The organism is Lachnoclostridium phytofermentans ISDg, assembly GCF_000018685.1.
In the GTDB taxonomy this organism is placed as follows: domain Bacteria; phylum Bacillota; class Clostridia; order Lachnospirales; family Lachnospiraceae; genus Lachnoclostridium; species Lachnoclostridium phytofermentans.
In genome coordinates this window covers 2,159,356-2,180,240 of sequence record NC_010001.1, presented here as the reverse complement: position 1 = coordinate 2,180,240, position 20,885 = coordinate 2,159,356, and the positions used below count along the sequence as shown (strand labels likewise).

Annotated in this window: 23 protein-coding genes; 9 read left to right on the top strand and 14 right to left on the bottom strand. The window is 34.7% G+C overall.

Annotated features, from left to right (window positions below):
* Positions 1-163: 163 nt before the first annotated feature.
* Genes CPHY_RS22440 through CPHY_RS09185 form a run of 3 tightly spaced genes read left to right on the top strand, consistent with a single transcriptional unit; the run spans position 164 to position 2,116 of the window.
* Positions 164-742, top strand: a complete 579-nt coding sequence (locus CPHY_RS22440; protein ID WP_242657979.1) for a hypothetical protein — start codon at positions 164-166, stop codon at positions 740-742.
* 36 nt (positions 743-778) lie between these two features.
* Positions 779-1,600, top strand: a complete 822-nt coding sequence (locus CPHY_RS22435; RefSeq protein ID WP_242657978.1) for a hypothetical protein — start codon at positions 779-781, stop codon at positions 1,598-1,600.
* 15 nt (positions 1,601-1,615) lie between these two features.
* Positions 1,616-2,116, top strand: coding sequence for a hypothetical protein (locus tag CPHY_RS09185; protein ID WP_041703426.1), 501 nt, complete (start codon positions 1,616-1,618; stop codon positions 2,114-2,116).
* Positions 2,117-2,212: 96 nt separating this feature from the next.
* Here CPHY_RS09185 and ptsP read toward each other — a convergent pair whose 3' ends face one another.
* From ptsP to CPHY_RS09170, 3 genes are all read right to left on the bottom strand, one after another.
* Entirely contained in the window at positions 2,213-3,844 is a 1,632-nt protein-coding gene (gene ptsP / locus CPHY_RS09180) for a phosphoenolpyruvate--protein phosphotransferase (protein ID WP_041703425.1), read from the bottom strand.
* A 58-nt stretch (positions 3,845-3,902) separates the two neighbouring features.
* The gene (locus CPHY_RS09175; RefSeq protein ID WP_012199795.1) at positions 3,903-4,160 is read right to left on the bottom strand and encodes an HPr family phosphocarrier protein; all 258 of its coding nucleotides are present in this window, start codon (positions 4,158-4,160) and stop codon (positions 3,903-3,905) included.
* 137 nt (positions 4,161-4,297) lie between these two features.
* Complete coding sequence (locus CPHY_RS09170) at positions 4,298-6,553, bottom strand: PTS transporter subunit IIABC (RefSeq protein ID WP_012199794.1); 2,256 nt, start codon at positions 6,551-6,553, stop codon at positions 4,298-4,300.
* A 486-nt stretch (positions 6,554-7,039) separates the two neighbouring features.
* Between CPHY_RS09170 and CPHY_RS09165 the strand changes: the two genes are divergently transcribed.
* On the top strand, positions 7,040-7,393 hold the full coding sequence (locus CPHY_RS09165) for a hypothetical protein (RefSeq protein WP_012199793.1): 354 nt from the start codon (positions 7,040-7,042) through the stop codon (positions 7,391-7,393).
* Positions 7,394-7,580: 187 nt separating this feature from the next.
* Here the strand turns inward: CPHY_RS09165 and CPHY_RS09160 are convergent, their stop codons facing one another.
* The 6 genes from CPHY_RS09160 to CPHY_RS09135 all read right to left on the bottom strand — a co-directional run bounded on the left by CPHY_RS09160 (position 7,581) and on the right by CPHY_RS09135 (position 12,358).
* The gene (locus tag CPHY_RS09160; RefSeq protein ID WP_012199792.1) at positions 7,581-7,907 is read right to left on the bottom strand and encodes a TfoX/Sxy family protein; all 327 of its coding nucleotides are present in this window, start codon (positions 7,905-7,907) and stop codon (positions 7,581-7,583) included.
* Complete coding sequence (locus tag CPHY_RS09155) at positions 7,908-8,579, bottom strand: cysteine hydrolase family protein (RefSeq protein WP_012199791.1); 672 nt, start codon at positions 8,577-8,579, stop codon at positions 7,908-7,910.
* Positions 8,580-8,845: 266 nt separating this feature from the next.
* On the bottom strand, positions 8,846-9,388 hold the full coding sequence (locus tag CPHY_RS09150) for a DUF1697 domain-containing protein (protein ID WP_012199790.1): 543 nt from the start codon (positions 9,386-9,388) through the stop codon (positions 8,846-8,848).
* Positions 9,389-9,479: 91 nt separating this feature from the next.
* Positions 9,480-10,976 (bottom strand): phytoene desaturase family protein, encoded by a 1,497-nt coding sequence (locus CPHY_RS09145; protein WP_012199789.1) that lies wholly within the window; start codon positions 10,974-10,976, stop codon positions 9,480-9,482.
* Entirely contained in the window at positions 10,969-11,553 is a 585-nt protein-coding gene (locus tag CPHY_RS09140; protein WP_012199788.1) for a TetR/AcrR family transcriptional regulator, read from the bottom strand. The genes CPHY_RS09145 and CPHY_RS09140 overlap by 8 nt, the downstream gene beginning before the upstream one ends.
* A 232-nt stretch (positions 11,554-11,785) precedes the next feature.
* On the bottom strand, positions 11,786-12,358 hold the full coding sequence (locus tag CPHY_RS09135; protein WP_242657977.1) for a cyclic nucleotide-binding domain-containing protein: 573 nt from the start codon (positions 12,356-12,358) through the stop codon (positions 11,786-11,788).
* A gap of 144 nt (positions 12,359-12,502) precedes the next feature.
* Here CPHY_RS09135 and CPHY_RS09130 point away from each other — a divergent pair, with 144 nt between their 5' ends.
* Positions 12,503-13,129, top strand: a complete 627-nt coding sequence (locus tag CPHY_RS09130) for a YczE/YyaS/YitT family protein (RefSeq protein WP_012199786.1) — start codon at positions 12,503-12,505, stop codon at positions 13,127-13,129.
* Positions 13,130-13,144: 15 nt separating this feature from the next.
* Positions 13,145-13,822: a YjjG family noncanonical pyrimidine nucleotidase gene (locus tag CPHY_RS09125; protein ID WP_012199785.1), complete on the top strand. Its 678-nt coding sequence runs from the start codon at positions 13,145-13,147 to the stop codon at positions 13,820-13,822.
* Positions 13,823-14,020: 198 nt separating this feature from the next.
* Here the strand turns inward: CPHY_RS09125 and CPHY_RS09120 are convergent, their stop codons facing one another.
* On the bottom strand, positions 14,021-15,367 hold the full coding sequence (locus tag CPHY_RS09120) for a sodium-dependent transporter (protein ID WP_012199784.1): 1,347 nt from the start codon (positions 15,365-15,367) through the stop codon (positions 14,021-14,023).
* A gap of 118 nt (positions 15,368-15,485) precedes the next feature.
* On the opposite strand from CPHY_RS09120, the gene CPHY_RS09115 reads away from it, so the two are divergent.
* Positions 15,486-16,364 (top strand): LysR family transcriptional regulator, encoded by an 879-nt coding sequence (locus CPHY_RS09115; protein ID WP_012199783.1) that lies wholly within the window; start codon positions 15,486-15,488, stop codon positions 16,362-16,364.
* 309 nt (positions 16,365-16,673) lie between these two features.
* Here the strand turns inward: CPHY_RS09115 and CPHY_RS09110 are convergent, their stop codons facing one another.
* Together CPHY_RS09110 and CPHY_RS09105 are read right to left on the bottom strand one after the other, a co-directional pair.
* Complete coding sequence (locus CPHY_RS09110) at positions 16,674-17,249, bottom strand: cyclase family protein (RefSeq protein WP_012199782.1); 576 nt, start codon at positions 17,247-17,249, stop codon at positions 16,674-16,676.
* Positions 17,246-17,698 (bottom strand): MarR family transcriptional regulator, encoded by a 453-nt coding sequence (locus tag CPHY_RS09105; RefSeq protein ID WP_012199781.1) that lies wholly within the window; start codon positions 17,696-17,698, stop codon positions 17,246-17,248. Before CPHY_RS09105 ends, CPHY_RS09110 begins: the two co-directional genes overlap by 4 nt.
* Before the next feature lie 171 nt (positions 17,699-17,869).
* On the opposite strand from CPHY_RS09105, the gene CPHY_RS09100 reads away from it, so the two are divergent.
* Together CPHY_RS09100 and CPHY_RS09095 are read left to right on the top strand one after the other, a co-directional pair.
* A complete protein-coding gene (locus tag CPHY_RS09100) occupies positions 17,870-18,220 on the top strand; it encodes an aminotransferase class V-fold PLP-dependent enzyme (RefSeq protein WP_012199780.1) in 351 nt (116 codons plus the stop codon).
* On the top strand, positions 18,208-18,945 hold the full coding sequence (locus CPHY_RS09095; RefSeq protein ID WP_012199779.1) for an aminotransferase class V-fold PLP-dependent enzyme: 738 nt from the start codon (positions 18,208-18,210) through the stop codon (positions 18,943-18,945). Before CPHY_RS09100 ends, CPHY_RS09095 begins: the two co-directional genes overlap by 13 nt.
* Before the next feature lie 209 nt (positions 18,946-19,154).
* Here CPHY_RS09095 and CPHY_RS09090 read toward each other — a convergent pair whose 3' ends face one another.
* Together CPHY_RS09090 and CPHY_RS09085 are read right to left on the bottom strand one after the other, a co-directional pair.
* Positions 19,155-20,000, bottom strand: a complete 846-nt coding sequence (locus CPHY_RS09090; RefSeq protein WP_012199778.1) for an aldo/keto reductase — start codon at positions 19,998-20,000, stop codon at positions 19,155-19,157.
* A 108-nt stretch (positions 20,001-20,108) separates the two neighbouring features.
* Positions 20,109-20,735, bottom strand: a complete 627-nt coding sequence (locus tag CPHY_RS09085; protein WP_012199777.1) for a flavodoxin family protein — start codon at positions 20,733-20,735, stop codon at positions 20,109-20,111.
* Positions 20,736-20,885: the final 150 nt, after the last annotated feature.

Here is a 20,885-nt window from a genome sequence, read left to right as displayed (position 1 = left end):
AATCCACCCTTAATCTTTTACTACATTATCTAAACGTTGCTTCCGCATTTAAAACCGCTCTTCCAGTATAAGGCGAACAGTTTCCAGGGTATCATTATAGTACTAATAGAACATTTCTTATCATATTCTTATAAAAGAAAGAATATAGAGGGGTGAAAAATAGTTGTTAAAAAAAATTAAAGTTAGTTTACGACCCGTTGCAGCTAAGTTAAATATGCCTACTGTTTTGAAAACCGCTATTCTCCCAGGTGACTCAATGGAAAGATTATTTATTGCAACCCAGGTAGGAGAAATCTATTACATAGGAGACGGAGTTATAAAAACCTTTTTAGATATTCGCTCCCGAATCATTACACTAGGTGCTTTGGGTGGTAAATATGACGAACGTGGGTTGATAGGACTAGCATTTCATCCCCAATTTTCTGTTAACGGTCTGTTTTATCTTCATTATTCAGTAGCTGGAACACAAGGTCCAGGTGCTATTCCTCGCTCAGATACTTCTGAGCTTTTTAATCCTAACCCATGTGAACCTGAAACCTTAGACCAAAAATGGATAAATAGAGAAGTTAACTATGATCATATTGATACAGTCGAAGAATGGATTTTACAATCCAATGGTCAACCTCTGAAACGCCGAACATTACTTAATATAAGAAGACCATTTTTTAATCATAATGGTGTTAATAGCTTAAACTTTTCACCTGAAACTGAAAAACTCGTTTTAACAACGGGAGATGGTTGATTAGGATATGATCCTTTTAATCTAAGCCAGAATAATATGGAAATTGCCGGTAAAATAATTGAAATTGATGTGTCTGAGAATATATTTATCAGTAATTCGCCAGTAGTTACACGTTTTGATGAACTTCCAGTACCTATTCAGGATACGCTTACAGTAATAGCGAAAGGAACTCGCAATTTACCTGGGATTTCATTTCAAAGGTCTCATGATCAGTACATCAAATATGTAGGAATTGTGGGACAGGATTTGGTAGAGTCCATCTTTTCATTCATTAATTATAAACCAATACCGGTTCCTCAGCTTATTCAAGCTTCTTTAAAGAAGACTGAACCTGACCAAGAAGGATTTATTAATTTTGGTTGGCGTGGATGGGAAGGTGCTTTTCCTACCACATTTATAAGGAGCTGCTCTACAAATCAAGCTTTGGACGAAGAAACAATTGCTTACTACAATGATGCAGTAATTACTTCAACGCAGCGCATCCTGCCACTTATTAGTTATTTTCATAAAGATCCTCGACCGGATAAGTTTGGAGCAACTGCACTTACAGGAGTACAGCCATATATGGGGAATGGGATTCCTGATTTAACTGGGAGTGTTGTATTTACCGATTTTGCTCGAAATGAAGGATCCAGGCCTCCTGTTAGAGGGGTTTTAGCTTATACCACGCCAAGAACAGATTGTAAGCTGAATGATTTTAGTGTTATTGATACTGATTATGATTTTGGGTCCAGTGCAGCCTATTATTCAAGTTTGGGAACAAATCTGAATCAAACCAAATTATATTTAGGGGTTTATGGCTCTATGAATGTAACTGATTTTAACCAAGGCACTGTTTTTGAAATTGTCCCATCCTGATAGGAGGCATTCATATTGAAAAAAATGAATATAGGCATGTTTATTTGTTTTGGAGGAATCTTGACAACAATAGCTATACTGTTCCAATCAGCGCCTGTATTTTTACCCGCAATTGGGTTGGCCTTAAGTCCATTCAGTACTCTACCTATTGCGATAGCTGCTGTTTCTAATATTTCTCTTGGTTTTGCTGTATTCTTTTCTTCTGCATTAATTCTTGTTATAGTTAGTACTAAGGAGGCAATAATCCTGCTTTTTACCACCGGGCTACTAGGTATCGTTATCGGATCATTCCTTTATAGGAAGGGAATAGCAATATCTATATTATTTTCAAGCATAGCATTATCTCTTGGGATGGTATTTTTAACTTATATCGTGGGTATTCCGGCGTTTGCAGAATTAAGCAATTCGTTATCTACTCCATTAATTATTATAATATTTTTATCATTCTCACTTGTTTACGCGAGCATCTGGAGTATTGGTCTTAGGAAATTTATAAGGTATCTTATAAAAATATAATGAATTGACTCATGAAAAAAATGGTTCAGCATCTAAAAAAGAAGTCTGAACCATTTTTTTCATCTCCTCCTGATAGAGAAGATTTCTTAATTTGTTTTAATTATTCGTTACCCTTAGGTCCGTATTTCTAACTTTTTCTCTCACAGAAAGAACTAAGTTTGGAGAAACGGATACTTCATCTAAGCCCATTCTTAAAAATTCCTCTATGAGTGTGAGATCCGCACCAAGTTCTCCGCATATTCCTACCCAACATCCGCCTTTATGACCATTCTCAATTACCATTTGAATCATTCTAAGAATAGCCGGATGATGAGGATCATAAATGAAATCCAGTTTAGGATTCTGCCTGTCAATTGCTAAAGTATATTGTGTTAAATCATTGGTTCCAATACTAAAGAAATCAACTTCTTTTGCCAGTAAATCACTTATCATAACAGCAGCTGGTGTTTCAATCATAATACCCTGTTCCACATTATTAAAAGGTATTCCCTGCTTCGTTAGTTCATCTTTTACCGATTGTACTATTTCTTTAATCTTTTTTACTTCATCAACAGATATAATCATAGGATACATTATAGCGACATTACCATAAATGCTTGCACGATAAATGGCACGAAGCTGTGTTCTGAAAATATCAGGCTGATTTAAGCAAATACGAATCGCCCGGTAACCCATAGCTGGGTTTTCTTCCTTATCTAGTTCAAAATAATCTGCCTGTTTATCTGCCCCTATATCCAAGGTACGAATAATTACTTTTTTGCCCGCCATATTTTCCAATACAGTTTTATAGGCTTGAAACTGTTCATCCTCTGACGGAAATGTATCTCGACCTAGATACAAAAACTCACTTCGGAAAAGTCCGATTCCTCCAGAATCATTTTGAAGTACACTGGCTACATCAGAAACACCCCCGATATTAGCAAATATATCGATTTTCTTACCATCTTTCGTAATACTCTCTTTTCCTTTTAACTCCTGCTGCAGTTTCTTCTTATATAGATTCTCCTGCTGCTTTTCATTCATAGAATTTGTAATTTGTTCTGTAGGCTCCGTAATAAAAATACCTTCATAACCATCAACAATTGCATCTTTTCCATCACAATTCTCATCAAAATCTACCCCAATTAAAGCTGGAATATTCATCATTCTGGCTAGAATTGCCGTATGGGAATTCGTAGAGCCCTTTCTAGTGACAAATGCCAGTACTTTCGTCTTATCAAGCTGCAATGTTTCACTCGGAGCCAAATCATCTGCCACCAAAATATACGGTTCGTCCGTCATTAACGAACTATCGGTCTTACCTTGTAAAATCTTAATCAGGCGATTAGAAATATCCTTTACATCAGCAGCCCGTTCTTTCATATAATCATCGTCCATAGACGAAAACAATTCCGCAAAATTATCTCCGGTGGAAGCTACGGCATATTCTGCATTTATTTGCTCATTTTTAATCTTATAAGTTATGGAATCCACGTAATCTTGATCTTCTAACATGATCTGATGAACCTCAAAAATCATGGCATTCTGCTCACCAACTTGAGTGACTGCTTTATCATATAATTTTTGCAGTTCTTCCTTTGCCTTTTCTCTTGCTTTATCAACACGTAAGATCTCCGTTTCCACATCCTCTATACGTTTTCTACGTACCTGACCTTCTTTTTTATGGAAAATTAATGCTTTCCCTATGGCAATACCACCATATACACTTTTTCCAGTATACTTTTGCATCATATTCCACCTATTCTTTCAATCAATCTATTCTTTCCTCTTTCACCTAATCTTCCTATTACAAGTTTTCTTTGACAAATTCCTCGATTGCAGCAGATGCCTCTTCTTCATCTTCACCTGTAATTTTTATGGTTATCTCATCTCCCTGCTTAATTCCAAGGCCCATTATTCCAAATATTTTTTTTGAGTCGGCAGTTTTTTCGCCTTTCACTATGGTTATATCTGAATTAAATGTACTTGCCTTCTTAACTAAAAGTCCCGCTGGTCTTGCATGTATCCCTAGAGGGTCATTGATTACATAGCTAAATTCTTTCATTTTTTATACCTCATTTTATATTTTTTTTACATACTTTCATATGGTAATTTTGTTACAACTTTCTATTATTATTACTTTTTAATTAATCGAATTTTCTATTTCAAAACTTCAATTTTGGTTTTACTTTTTTACTATTTTTATTTTACACTCATAACTCTTTCTTCTGCCTTAATAGAATCCTTTTTCAAAATCTCTATTGATTCAAAGTCATCCGTATTGGTAACGATAACCGGGGTTACCACGCGATATCCTGCTTCAGTAATTAAGTTTATGTCAAAGTAGCCGATAACATCGCCTTTCTTTAAAACATCTCCATCATGAATTTTGATATCATAACCTTTTCCATTTAACTCAACAGTATCAATTCCAATATGAATCAGTAATTCTACATTACCACAGCTTAACCCTATGGCATGTTTTGTATCAAAAACTGTTTCCACCTTACAATCACATGGTGCTACAACTTTTCCTTCCGATGGCTCGATTGCAAACCCTTTTCCTAACATACCTTCAGAAAAAACGCCGTCATTTACATCTGTTAATTCTATTACCTTGCCACTTAATGGAGCGAAAATAATAGTTTCCTTTCCCTGTTTGTCTGCATTACTTTGTTTATTTGCACTACTTTGTTTGTCTACAGTACTTTGTTTGTCTACAGTATCTTGTTTGTCTTCACTACTTTGTTTATCTGCACTATTTTGTTTATCTGCACTATTTACTTTACTTACATTATTCTCATAATTTTTATTTTCTGTATTCGCTGCTTTTGCAAAATCTTTTTTCTCTGCTACATCACTAGTTGTCGCCAGATAATCATCCAAATTAGATTTAATAACGGTTACTCTCGGTCCGTAAATAACCTGAACACCGGTTCCTTTATGGATAACTCCTGATGCTCCCGTAGATTTTAAAATGTTATCTTCTACTTTATTACCATCAAATACGGTTACTCTTAATCTGGTTGCACAACAATCCACATCACTGATATTTGCTTTTCCACCAAGTCCTTCTGTTATTGCTGCAGAGAGTTCATCCACATCAGAACCTTTTTCATCTTTCGATACATTTTTCTTTTTTTCATAGTCGGCACGTGTATATAACTTACTTTCCTCATTGTCTGCTTCTCTACCTGGAGTCTTCAAATTCATTTTCTTGATAAAGAAACTAAAGATGTAATAATATACTAAGAAATAAACAATTCCTACAGGTATGATAAGAAGCCATGAGGTCTTCCTGTTACCTTGCAAAATACCAAACAAAAACAAATCGATAAAACCGCCTGAAAATGTCAAGCCGACTGCTATATTTAATGCTTGTGCAATGGCGTATGCAAGACCTGCCATAACGGCACTAATTCCAAACAAAACAGGAGCTACGAAAAGGAAGGAAAATTCGATTGGCTCTGTAATACCTGTCATAATGGAAGTAAGTGCTGCTGATAATAATAATCCATAAACTTCTTTTTTCTTCTCTTGACGAGCACAGCGGTACATAGCCAATGCTGCTCCTGGGAATCCGAAAATATATATAATAAATTCACCACTGAAAAATCTGGTTGCTAAAGTAGAAAAATGTACTGTTGATGGATCAGCCAGTTGAGCGAAGAATATATTCTGAGCGCCTATAATAGTTTTTCCGGCAATCTCCATTGTTCCACCGATTGCTGTCTGCCAGAACGGTAAATAAAATACATGATGAAGACCGAATGGTATTAGTAATCTCTTAATCAAACCAAAGATGAAAGTTCCGATGATACCTGTACTTTGTACCACTCCTCCTAATCCATTGATACCTATCTGTATTGGCTGCCATATATAAAACATTAGAATTCCTACAAAAGTAAAAACAACAGTACTTATAATTGGTATGAATCTAGTCCCCTGGAAAAATGCAAATGCTGCTGGCAATTCAATCTTATAGAATCGATTATGCAGTGCTGCAACACCAAGACCTACGATAATACCTCCGAAAGCTCCCATCTGTAATGATGTCATCCCCAAAACAGTACCAGTAGCTCCGCTAATAAAGGCTTCTGGTCCACCGTAAATAGAAACCATACCGCTGATTGCGGAATGCATAACAAAAAATGCAATCATTGCAGATAACGCAGCAACCTCTTTCTCTTTCTTAGCCATACCTATAGCTACACCAACTGCAAATATCAGTGGTAAGTTGTCAAATATAACGCTACCACATTTGCTCATAATGGTTAAAATATTGTATATAGCCGTCCCAGGTCCCATTATTCCTAATAGATTATAGGTTGCTAGCGTAGTTTCATTTGTAAAGGAACTACCTAAACCAAGCAAAAGCCCGGCAACTGGCAAAACTGCAATCGGTAGCATAAAGGAACGCCCGACTCTTTGTAATACACCAAATGCTTTGTCTTTCATTGTTTTCCTCCATAGTATTGTTATTCTTTAACATAAAGTGATAAAATTCAACACCATTAAATTTGATATCTTAAAATTGATTCATTTTTTATTATTTACTAAAGCTCATATTTTACTCGAATCGTATTGGTTTCATGAACAAAAAAAGACCGTAGACGTAAATTCATACATATTTATTCCAAATACGTACAAATCTGTCTGCTGTCTTGTTTAAAAGGATCACAAGTCAAATACTCTTTTTTCTTTTATGGTTAGTTTTTATTTGTTATTTTCTATTTTATATTTTCATAAAATCATTTATTTATCAAGATTTACATCTCAATTTTTTATTCTAATCGTTTCTTTTTATAAGTTCTCCTAAAAAACTATATAATTACATTTTTTGTAATTGTATTGTTGACTTATCAATGAACACAAGCTAAAATGAGAATAACTCATTATATAAATGATAAATTGATTGTCAAAATTAATTTTGAGGTGAAAGTTATGGAAAAAATATTACGTGAGAATTTTCCACTTATAGCTATACTACTAATCTGTCTAATTTATTTGATAAGAGTTGTGACAGGAACGAAAAATACAGTTATGAGAGAATATGGAAAAATGACAGAAGAAGAAAAGGAGCTTTATGATATTTCAAAAGTTAAAATGTCACAAATTTTATGTATTCTATCTATTATTATTGTGATTGTACTAGATTTTGTATTTACTAAATTTTTTCCTGACATCATTGCTCCTAATACATTCACGGTATGTTTACTGGTAGAAATGGTAGTGACTATTATTTTTTTTAAGACAAAATGGATAATTAACTTTTTTTGTAAAAAAAAGAATGCGTAACATTAAGAAGAGGAGGATTACAGCATAATTTGTTTTGCTCCTCCATTATTTAAATATGCATATTATAATAAAAAAGCAGCACTCTATGGATTCACTTCCAAGACTACTGCTTTTATTTAACTTTTCCATTACATAATTAGATACATAACACTTCTATTTATCGTCATTTGCCAAACTGGCTCAACATCTATTTCTTATTCCAATTATAAAAACCCTTGAGTTCTGATTTTCTTTCATTTGGCAATAAGTTTTTCTTAATACCTAAGATTGCACCTTCTAAAGCATAGAGTCTATGAATACAAGCAGATTCATCTATTTCTTGAATCTTAAGCCATGCTGCTTCTGCTCCAAGAGATTTCAACTGCTCATAGTTTTCTATACCTACTTCGTTTAGTTGCCTTTCAACTTCTTTGCCTATATTAGGTAAGTTAGACAATTGTGCCATTGTTACCTCCTTAAATGTATTCGTAATAGGTTTTTCATTATGGATTCCACAAGTGTTCATTTTATCCATTTATTCTACCCCTGCAACCACTTCAATTCCATTAATCATCATATTGTATAGTGCCACTATGTTCATCAAGCCACCGTCATGCAAGCCTAGATCATAAGTTTCTACTGCATTTACAGGAACAATCACCCTGGCTTTTTTGTTTTGCATATTGAACCAAGTTTTTACTGTTACTGCAAATTGTTGCACACAAATATCAGTACAATCACCAGTTATTATAAAGGTGTTTATATGTTCATTTTCCTTAAACCATTTCTGAAACTCTTCTTCAATAAACCCATTCGTAGAGTTTTTAGAAATAAGGGTATAACCTCCGATTTCCTTGAGTTCATCAACCATTTCCCCTTCACTGGTACCTACCATACAGTGTACCGGATAAGCACCAAATTCCGGTGATTCTTCTGTATGACAGTCTGCAAATGCAAGCTTTATAATTTGCAATTCGTCGCATGCTTTTGACAATTTTGCAATTTCAGGTATTAGACCTTCCACTCTCGGGCTCTTTAACGCTCCTTCCCTGGTAAAACCATTTATCATATCAACTATTATAAGGGTTGTTTGCTTCCTCTGTAAATCTTCCAATCGGATAGTAGGTAGCTTTGCCACCATATCAAATATCTCACCAAGAGTATCAAAACTTCCTTTTAAAAACTCACTTTTATTTATTAATCTCATATAAATTTCTCCTCTCACTCAGAAATAATAGACCAGTTTGAGTTAAATCTGAATAACTTTAAAATCCTATGACCTTTCTGGCATTTCATCACACTCGATTTTTAATTCTTTATATGATAGTGATTTGTTGATGATATCATCATAATACCAACTGTAATTTTATGTCAACATTAATTCCATCGCAAGACTTACTTCTTTTCGTTGTTTAATGTAGATAAAGAAACTTTCGGTGGATTTTCTTGATAACTTTGGTTTTTTATTTTCTTCTATAATTTTGCAAGCTGTAACAGCTTTATAACAGTGTTTGAATTTCTGATGGTTATGCTATTATACAAAGACGAGCCAACAATCTTTGACCAACGAGTTCTTGAAAAAGTATTTAGAGGTGCAGACCAAAAAACAACCCTCCCAAAATATGCAACTGTTTCATATTCAGGTTTTATTTCTCCTACTTCCTCAAATACTTTTTCCACTGTTACTGGCGGAATTATAAAAATAGCATTATGCTTTGAATCCTTATCCTGCCCCCACCATGAAGGAGCATGATCATACGCTGCCGATAAATCTCTTACCGATATGATTGAAACAGGTATTTCCAGTTGAAACCGGCGTGTAATTAATGCTTCACACTCCTCTTTCAGCTTATTTTCATCATCATTACAACTGGAAAAAATGATATTACCACTGTTAATATAGGTTAACACATCATTAAATCCGTTTTGTTCAAATACTTCTTTTAATTCAGGCATAGATATTTTGTTTTTTCCTCCAACATTAATTCCCCGAAGAAATGCTATATATTGCTCCATTAATATCAAACCTCACTTCTCATATTCTCAAATTCCCTCACAAATCAATCTAGCAATTGTCATGTATATAACACGGAACAATAAACAGAGCTCACGCGATATTTCTGAACGGCTGTTTTTTTATTTTACAAAGCCGCATAATTGTGTATTTTCCAGTAATCAATGCCACAGGCAATCCGCCAGGCGGTTGGAGCCATTGACCGCTTAAAAAGATATTTTGCAACCCTTTGATTTTTCCTGTGTGGGACATCATCCTTCCATTAATCGTAGGTAAGAATGACATGAAAGCACCCCGATAAGCGTTACAGTACCGTTCAAATGTTTTCGGAGTAGCCACATCAAGCAACTTGAGTTTTCCCTTCATCTGAGGAAAGCGTATTTCAATTGCTCGGACGACCTCATTACCAATTCTCGCTTTTTCGCATTCATAGGAGTTGGAATCTTTAGTAAGAGCATGCCACTTATCAAAATCTGTATGGAATTGGTTAATACTACAGGCAATCAGGGTACCTCCATCGGGAGCAAAGTCTGGCTCATAGTTATAATGAGTCATTGTTAAAAAATCTATCGTTGATTCATTAATCTTAATTGGAGTAACAGGAAAGCGCAGAGTTCTCGGAATATCATCCATTGCGCCTTCATAACCTATTGCTATATGGATTTCTGAACCTAACGGATAGTCTATGGGATTATTATATCGTTTTTCAAATTCAGGATCAGGATACTTTCCCTTTAACAATCCATTATAGAGCAAATGGGCATCGCAGGCAGCAATAAAATAATCAGCTTCAAAGCTCTTACCATTGCTGCAAATCACACGGTCAGCCTTATTGCGGTCGATGCTCAACTCAGTGGCTTCACAAGAGGTTTCTATGGTACCACCTAAGCTTAGATAACGCTCTACCATACGAAGTGCAAATTTTTTGGAACCTCCATAAGGAATAGAAGCTTGACCTTTTGTAAAAGATGCCAATGCAAAGAAAACTGACAAGGCACTGTGGCCATCTGGTAAAAAGGAAGAAAGTATCTCCCTCAACGCCGGGTGCTTAAAGGTTTTAGCATACTCCTTTAAGTTCATCTTACCAAACTTCTGCATTATCATACCGACGTCCTTCATTGAAATCATGAATTTGATTTTTTCCCCTAATCCCATCAAATCATTTGGTTTTTCAACTGGTATTTCATAAGAGTGCAGCTGCTTTATGGTTTTGCAAAAATGATTAATAGAATCCTCGTCCTGAGGTGATATTTCTACCCAACTAGATTTCAGTCGGTCAAGGTCACGATACAAATGTACTGTGACACCACTTTCATGTTCAAAAGCCAGAAAGCTTTCAGGATTGTAGATTTCAACCCCATCCAGGGCACCTACAGCTGTCCAAAGATCGTGAATCGGAGTTCCTTTTTTAGTCCCAACCAGCCAATGAATACATCCATCAATGTGATAGCCTTGACGATCCCAGCCGGTACATTCCCCGCCTAAAGTTTGGTTCTTCTCCAAAATTATACTTTCAAATCCATTCCTCTGGGCAAAAATACCTGCACTCAATCCAGCTATACCTCCACCAATAATGATGATCTTATTCATTTTTTATATTCCCCTCCCGTTTCATTTTTTGAATACATAAAAGATCCCTTCCTGTTTCAAACAGCACCGCTTCCACTGCTTTGTCATCCAGCCAAGATGGAATATGTCCGTTAGCTATCATAACCGACAAGCCAGTTTGAAAGATCCTCATTCTTAACAACAGATTCCTTCTTTCTTCAAGAGTCCAACCACTCATCGACTCAGCCTCAGCCAATTGTTCAAGTATTTTTTTTTCAACTGCATCATACGAATCCATATATGGATTTGGTTGCATTATCAGTTCACGAAAAAAAACCGGATATTCTCGTGCAAACGCTAAACTGGCTTTCCCAACATTTTCAAATGCATATTGTCCCTTTTGTTTCGCCAGCAGCTCATCGGAAATGGCAAAAACACGTACTATAACAGCTTCAATCAGAACATCAATCGTTGTAAAATTTACATAAATTGGAGCAACCGAACACCCAAGGTGTTTCGCCACATTTCGCGCGGTAATTCCCGAAAATCCTTCTTCTTTAGCAATTAGAAAAGCAGCTTCTTCAATATCCTCTTTACTTATCTTTTTTTGGGGTGGCATACAAACCCTCCTATTCATTACATATGTTATATAACATTAGTTATATATTAATTAGTAACAGGTCAATTGTCAATAAATAATTTACATTATTTTCAATATATAGTTTATTTTTACCAGTAAACGAGTTGATCTATAAATTTCAAGCAGGATCAAGAAATAACATTTCAACTTTTTTGAGTTATCCCTATAGAGCCTATGGGATAAAAACTCACCTTATTGGGCTAATAGTTTTTTATTTATCCTGTATTCGCTTCAATTTTTCTATATCAGAAATGATATATCCTTTCCCCTTTTCTTTTGTTAATATTTCCAACTCACAAAATTGCTTCATGACGTACAGCACATGGCGGTAACTAACATTCATGTATTCAGAGACATCTGTGTGGGGAATACTATATATACCCTTCTGCTGATGTTGAATAACGAAGGAAGCAAGCCTGATATCCAGAGAATAATTCAAGCTCTCGCTCATTCTATAGCTTCTTGCTAATAATTTATTGGCAATATAGGAAGCAAAATAAAATGAAACTTTTGCATTTTCTTTGCATAGTTTTTGTAATTCATCCTTATCAAATTCCAAGCATTCGACATCTTGAAGAACTTTATTTTCTTTTATTTCTGCTTCGTTACAGAACAAAGAAAGCTCACCCAACCAGTCATTACTTCCAAAAAAATCAAGGATTGAGCGCCTGCCGTTTTTATGATCAATATAAATTTTAACGGTGCCCGATAATATGAAATAGCAATGTGTTACACTACTGTTTACTTTATAAATATTACTGCCTTCGTTAAAAGTCTTTTTCATTCCATTTTCCAATAGTATCGAGGGTATTTCATTATTAAAAATCATTATTTTTTTCTCCCATATATGATATTTCTCATATCAAATTATCTTTTTTTATTATAACATTTATGTAGCAAGAAGAAAATAAATTATCCGAGGTGAAAAATGAAACCACAAAATATGAAAAAAACTTTATACTCAGTATCAGCATTTCTGATGCTTAGCTTAGGCATTTCTCTGCAAATCAAGGCAGGTATTGGTCAAAGTATGCTGAATGCGTTCGCTTTGATTTTAGCAGAGATTTTTAAATTAGAGATTGGGACCATACTTAACTTATTAAATATGTTATTTTTTATTCTCTATCTTATTATTAGAAGAACCCATATGAACCGCCGTGATATTGTTCAAATCGTAGCAACTATAGCAAATGGTTATCTTGTTAATTTATTTGTTTATTTTCTTTTTGACCATTTGATAATACAATCCTATTTTTTAAGAGTATTGACATTTCTGTTCGGGCTTAGTTTAGCTTCTCTTAGTTTAGGTGCAATCTTGGCTATGGAAATCATTCAGTTTCCACTTGAAAGTTTATGTATTGCATTAGGTGAAAAGCTTAAACATAAACTAACGACTGTTCGAATGCGATTTGATATTTTCTTTCTGCTTAGCACTTTATTACTCACTTTAGTGACCAAGCATAATCTCTATATAAGGGAAGGGACTATTATTAGCTTTTTTCTACTGTCCCGATTAATGGGTTTTTCCTATTATTTTCTCAAAAAACGTTTATAGAAGGAGTTGTAAATTATGTATAATATCATTTTAATGGATTTAGACAATACTATTTTAGATTTTGATGCTGCTGAAAGAGATAGCTTCAGAAAAATCATTGAAGCAACAGGGCTAGAATATAAGGATGAGTTATTACAGGAGTATAAAAAAATAAACCAATCTTTATGGAAAAGCCTCGAGCAAGGAAAGATATCCAAAGAAATTGTTCTCAATACGCGCTTCAGCGAGTTTTTTAAACTTTATGGTATGAATGTTGATGGCAGGAAGATGGAAAAATTATATAGGTTTCACCTTGATAATTCTTCCGCTCTCATTCCCAATGCAAAATTCACATTAACAGAGCTGAAAAAAAAGGGGAAAAGAATTTATTCAGCTTCTAACGGTGTCTATTCAACACAAATAAAACGCTTAACAAATGCTGGAATCATCGACTTATTTGATGGACATTTTATATCTGAAAAGATAGAACATGAAAAACCTTCCCCTTATTTCTTTGACTTCTGCTTCAAAAACATAGGTGAAGTCAATAATACATCAATAATCATGGTAGGCGATAGTCCTACCTCTGATGTACAAGGAGCTATTAATGCTGGAATTGATTCTTGTTATTATCAACATGACAAAAACGTTACATGTACCTATGCGAAATACACCATACGTAACATTTCTGAACTCTTGGATATAGCTAGTTGATTTGGATAAGAAATGTTTGTAATACAATTAATAATATTTCTTGATGCAAAAGCCCTCGGGTATTATACATATACTCAAGGGCTTAAACTGATTATATTTTTTTTGTTTTAGATCTATAGTTGCATTGGTAAAAATTCTTTACCTTTTAATGATTTGAGTAATGAAACACTACAATTCCATTCTTAACAGTGTTACTATTTAACCTATTCCCTTGTAAATAATACCTAATATAAAAATCAAAATAGTGATAGGAACATACACATATCTTGCTACTACTGAATACATCTTTGGTAATTTTTTCTTTCTTCCACAATTTAATTCTTCTTCAATCTTATTTTTACCCAAGATATAATAGATTGATATTGCACCAAATACTGCACCGAATGGTACTACTAAAATTGTAATGAAATCCATAAAATTACCGACACTCAATTCATTTTCTAAAAATACACCTATAGCAAATGAAATTAAGATACTAATGAAGGCCGCTATATTTCTAGAAATCTTATATTTGTGCTGAAAACTTTCAATAACTGCCTCAAACATGTTGATTAATGAAGTAATTCCTGCTACAAGCACTGAAATAAAGAAGATACATGCTAATATCTTTCCAAATGCAATCTGTCTAAAAATGTCTGGCATTACCAAAAACATAAGTGAAGGTCCTGCAGTTGGTTCAATTCCAAATGAAAATACAGCTGGCATAATAACAAGTGCAGATAATAAAGCTGCTAAAGTATCAAATATTGATGTCTGCAATGAAGCATTCACGATATCCTCTTTTTTTCCAAGATAAGCGCCATAAACAATCATACCAGATCCTGTAATTGACAGCGAGAAAAATGCCTGTCCCATAGCCATAATCCATGTATCAATATGCAATAGCGACTCCCATTTTGGGATAAAAAGAAACTTATATCCTTCTACAGAACCTGGTAATAATAATACCCTTATTGCTAAGAAAGCAAAGAGTAAGTAAAAAACAGGCATTAATACTTTACTTACTTTCTCAATTCTAGCTACAGAATCTGTAAATAATATAAAAATGGTAATTCCTAAAATAGCAATATGCCATATTACGCTACCAAAATTTCCAGTTGCCTGTGAAAAATAATTCGCACTTGAAGTATTAAATAAAGTTCCCGTTACAGATCCAAATAAAGATCTCAACACCCATCCAATTATAATTGCGTATCCTGTTGCAATTCCAAGAGAACCGATTAGAGGAATCCACCCTAATGTTTTTCCTACTTTGCTATACTTTGATTTATTCCAGCAAACATCATATGCTCCAAGAGTACCAGTTTGCGCCTTCCTTCCTATTGCAAACTCTGCTGATAAGCCAACATAACCAAATAAAAAAACAAACAATAGATATGGTATTAAAAATGCTGCTCCTCCATATTGCCCCAATCGATATGGAAAAAGCCAGATATTACCCAATCCTACTGCAGATCCAACACACGCTATAATAAAACCCCATTTGCTGCCAAACGATCCATTTATATTTGACTTTGCTTCCCTCTCTTTTTTGATAAGTCCCACCTCTACATATTTTGATATTGAATTTCTTCTTTCATTACTATATCATAATAAAGTGAATTAATATAATTGATAATATAGATAATATCATCAATATTTTTGATATTGATTGGAGGGTAAAATGGATTTTAAGAATATACAAACATTTATAAAAGTCTCAGAACTCAAAAGCTTTTCATTAGCTGCTTCCGAGCTAGGTTATTCACAGTCAGCTGTCTCTACACAAATTTCTAATTTAGAAAAAGAGTTAGGGCATTTGCTTTTTGACCGCATTGGTCATAAAATTGAACTTACTGCTAATGGTGTAATATTTCTACAGTACACTCAAAATATCCAACTTTTAACCGAAGACTTACACTCTCAGCTAAATGGATGTACCGATGATATCGCTGGTACCATACGTATTGCAATGGCTGATTCCATTTGTACATCAATTTTTCCGAAAATACTAAGTGATTTCCAAAAACACTACCCTAAAGTAAAAATAGTTATAAAAACTGGGGTGACATCAGAATTGTTTACTTTACTTACTCATAATGAGGTAGATATGTTATTTACTCTGGATTTTAAAATGCAGCGCCCTGATTTTGTTATATTAAAAGAATCTGCTATCAACACTAATTTTTATATATCTTCCAAGCACCCTCTTGCTGGTAAAGCTAATGTTACCATATCTGATATAAAACAATATCCTATTTATCTTACGGAGGAAAACATCAGTTATCGAAAGAAATTAGATGATCTAATAGCAGAGCATGATGAATTTATAATTCCCACCTATGAAATTGGGAATGTCCAAGTAATTAAAGAACTTATCTTAAACTCTTTTGGTATTGGATTTATCCCTGAGTTTGTCGTAGAAAAAGAGCTAGCTCAAAAATCAATTCTACCAATTTCCAACCGAGATTTTCCAATTTCTATATGGAGACAGTTAATATGTCATAGGGGAAAAGCACTTACACCAGCAATGAATGCATTGATCAATTTTATAGATATCTAAATAACGCGACCAAGGCCATCATCTCATTGGTGAGCATAAATAATATTTACGCTATACCATATTTTCTTATCTAGCGTATCTACCCTTCTTCCGTGCTTACATCAAATTCTAACTTATTACACGCAAATGCACGCAAACACAAACTGAGGCCACTTCTCAAAGGGCCTCAGTTTGTTTACGTTTCATCATCCTTCAATATCGAATATATGATTGTTTTTCTGCTGCATACAATACATTGTCACTTCAAACGATTCATTACCAGGCATCACGCCGAGCATGTTTCAGTCGTTGCCACAAAAAATTTAAAATTTATTTTTCACCAATATCAGCCACCACTTTGCATCGTAATCCAGTAGCAACAGGATCATCAAACCAAAGAGTATAGACCTGAAAGACATCAGCATCTAATAATTGATTAAGACCACTAAGGTTCTCGATAACGAAGATGCCATGCTTCTCTAGCAATCTGTCAGCAGGCTCATGCTCTTTTCCACGGCGTATTCCTGAACAATCAATTCCTAAAAAACGAAGTGGTTTATTAGAAAGCCACTGTATCAACTCGTTAGATAATTGCGGATGTTCTCGAAAATAATCAACTGTACCATACTTCTCTCTCTCACTTCGACCGGTGCGTATTAGAAGAAATGCATTTTCTGGTATGTTTAAATCCTCAATATCAGAAAGGGCAATTTCACGATTTTCTGCAATATTTGATATATCCCAAAGAATACCTGGGCATGTAATGTAATCAAGTGGTATAACACTTTTCTCATAGGTATCTAAATGTGTACCCACATGTCCTGTGGCTAAATGGCGGTTTTCTTGTGTGGAAAGCCATTGCTCCATTAAACACATATCCACTTGTATTGTTAAGTCGTATTTCATAGCGATTCCTCCTGTATTTTGGCTTGGAGATAGTTATTAAATTTTTGTAGAAAGTCTAATATTACTTGTTGTTCCTTTATTGGAACAGAATATAAAAAGACAATATCTCGTTCTTCCCATTTTGTATGAGCAACCTCATGTTCCTTATACAGAACTTCTCCTGTAGAGGTCAATCGATAGTAAATTTCTTTTTTATTATCAGGAAGAATATAACGTTCAATAAGGCCATCCTGTAACAAGCGTTTAGCCAGTTTTGTAACTGCACCTCGAGTCATAGAAAGAAGCGTAGCTAGTTGCGTTCCATTTGGACGTTCAAGCTTTCCGATAGCTTCAATACAATGCAATTCTGAATTACTATATCGTGAATTTAAACCACTATTTATAAGATCGCTAAGTATGTTTTGATTGTTATAAAGCTGCGTAAACTGTTGAAGTATTTCTCGTTCCATTTTATATCTCCCTATTGTTTCCTAGTAAACAATATTATAATAGCATGGTTACATATTGTTGTCAAGTAAACAAGAAAAACGTTCATCATTACTCATAGCTTACCATTGGGTGTCATTTCTTATAGAAGAATCATATTATAAAAGAGTATGTATCAAAGGAGAATCAACTTTATGGTATCCAATCTACGTGACTATTTTTTTGGAACTGATACACCAATAAGTACTCACTGTGGCATTACAAACAGGGTGTATTTGAATAATGCCGCGACTCCTTTGGTGGCTAAACCGGCCATTCAAGAGTTATGCGAAACCCTTCCTATTTATTCATATGGTAATGAACTCAATGCTTTATCAGCTCAACTCACAGAAAAATATAACGAGGTCAGAGATATCGTAATAGACTTTTCCGGTGCCAACCCATCTCTGGACACTGTTATCTACACCTCTAACACTACTTCCGCCATAAACATTCTCAGCCAGGTTTATTATGAACGCGACCCGAATATGACATGGCTGTATTAGCCCATAGTTATGGAGCTAAGATACTCGTTGACGCAGTACAACTTGTACAGCACAAGAGCTTTACCATGAAGCCTCATGACGATACCTCCCATATTGATTTTATATCATTTGACGGCCATAAGTTTTACACAGGGCAGTCTGGTGGCGTTCTGGTGGGTGACAAGGAATTTTTAGATCACTATAAACCATTGATGTTCGGATCCGGTATTACTGAATTTGTAAGCAGTTCAAAGATCATATATAAGGGTTCTCCAGAAAGGTATGAGGCTGGATACCCCGACTTCCTTGGCATCATATCTATGGGCGAGACAATCCGTTTTCTAAATGAAATTGGCATGGAGAATGTTGAAGAATGGGAACGCGGTCTATACCGACACCTTATAAGACGCCTATGTCAAATTCCGAATCTCATTCTGTATAGCGACGTTTATAACAATACACGAGTCCCGTTTGTTGCATTCAATCTTAAGAATATGTCATACCAAACGCTTGCATACAAGCTTGGATATGGGCACGGCATTGATATAGCATCGGGTACAAGTGGGGCTAATCTATATGTTCAAGATTTGCTTGGTCTTACGGATGAACAGGCGTTTTCTCTCTTTCGAAGCGGTGAAGGTTACGGTATTGTCAGAGCTTCGATCGGACTGTTTAACAACTATGAAGATATCAATCGCCTGGTAGATGCATTGTTCTGCATATCATCACGTGCTACTTGCAATTGAGGAAAAACAACATCAAATTGTTGACCATACTCATGCATACAGTCAAAAGATGATATGTTAATTTTTGTTTAATTTTAAAGTTTAATCATATTGACAAGAATAGAGTGCAATCCCTTGTTCAAGAAATGCACTCAATTCATGTTCTTCCTATTCACTGATTCAATAGTATAAGCAAAAATTTTCTTAACAGTGATAGATATCAGATAATCTTAGAAATCTACTTTGTCCGGATGAAGCCCCGAACTTTCACAATCGGTTAGTCCATCAATCTTTAGGACATCTTGTGCACTGATTTCAAAGTCAAATACCTCAAGATTATTTTTAATTCTCTCTGGTGTAACAGACTTTGGTAGTGGAACAATTCCCTTTTGAATAATCCAGCGTAAACTAAGCTGAGCTACAGATTTTTTATATTGATCTGCAATTTCATTTAATACCGGATGATTCAAAATCTGTCCGTTTGAAAATGGAGCCCATGCTTCCGCTAAAATATTGTGTTGCTTACAAAACGCTATGGTTTCCTCTTGCAACATTCCAGGATGGAATTCAATTTGATTTACCATCGGCTTTATCTTGGCAGTTGCCAACAATGGTTCAAAATGATGTGGAAGAAAATTACTAACTCCAATTGCTTTTATTTTACCCTGGTTATAGAGTTCCTCGAATGCTCTCCAACTATCGCTGTTAGCTTCCTGCCAGTTATTCTTGGATGCTTTTGCAATAGGCCAGTGAATAAGGTATAAATCCAAATAATCAAGCTGTAAATCCTCTAAGGTTCTATTAAAAGCTGTTATCGTCTTTTCATATCCTTTTTCATCATTCCATAACTTACTTGTTACAAATAATTCTTCGCGTCCCACTCCGGATTTACGTATAGCATCACCAACACTTTTTTCATTTCCATAAGCAGCAGCGCAATCAATATGTCTATATCCTGCCTTGATTGCATTTAATACAGACTGCTCTGTTTCTTCTCCACTAGGTGTCCGAAATGTACCGAATCCTATGTTCGGAATCTTATAGTTGTTGCTTAATGTGTAAAAATTTTCTTTCATATTATTATCCTTTCTGATTTATTGTCATTTTATTATTTTTTAATATCACTTTAGTAATGATTTATTATTGATTTATTATCATTTATCATTGTTTTTATCTACATTTTATTATCGTATAAAATGTGTCATAACACGCTCTTCTTCTACCGGAACAGGAATCTTTTCTTTTCCTGCGTCAATTGTCTTAAGAAGCCAAGCCATTAATCTTGCATTTTTACGAATGGTTTGAATACCTTCGTCATCCTGATGAACTTCTCCTTTTTCCAAGCCATATGCTATTGTCCAGTATTGAGACGGCGGCATAACTGTCTGAGCTAAGTTAAGATAGTTATTAAGCTGATGTACTACATCTACACCACCAGCACGTCTTACAACTGAAATGGAAGTTGCAACTTTATATTTAAAATAATCTGAACTTGTATAAAATGCTCTGTCTAGAAAAGACTTCATTGTTCCTGCTATTCCTGCATAATACGTTGGGGATGCAAGAATAAAGCCATCTGCCTCTCTCATCTTTTTTGCAACCTCATTGACAATGTCATCTTTAAAAACACATTGATTTTCTTCGGAAGTCCAACAGTATCCACAGCCAATGCACCCATGAATATTTAGTTGACCAATTTGAATGGTTTCAACTTCTATGCCCTGCTCCTCCAACTCATCTGCCATAATCCTCAGTGCCTCACTAGTATTACCATTTTTACGGGGACTACCATTAATAGCTATCACTTTCATAAACTCACTCTCCTTTTTTCTTCGTTACGGCAAGTATAGACCCTACACCTAACTGTAGGTCAATAGGAAAAATAAAAAATAAAAATAAAATATAATCATAAATAAAAATAATGTATAAAAAAATCGTAAAATAAAAAGTTAATGAAAAGA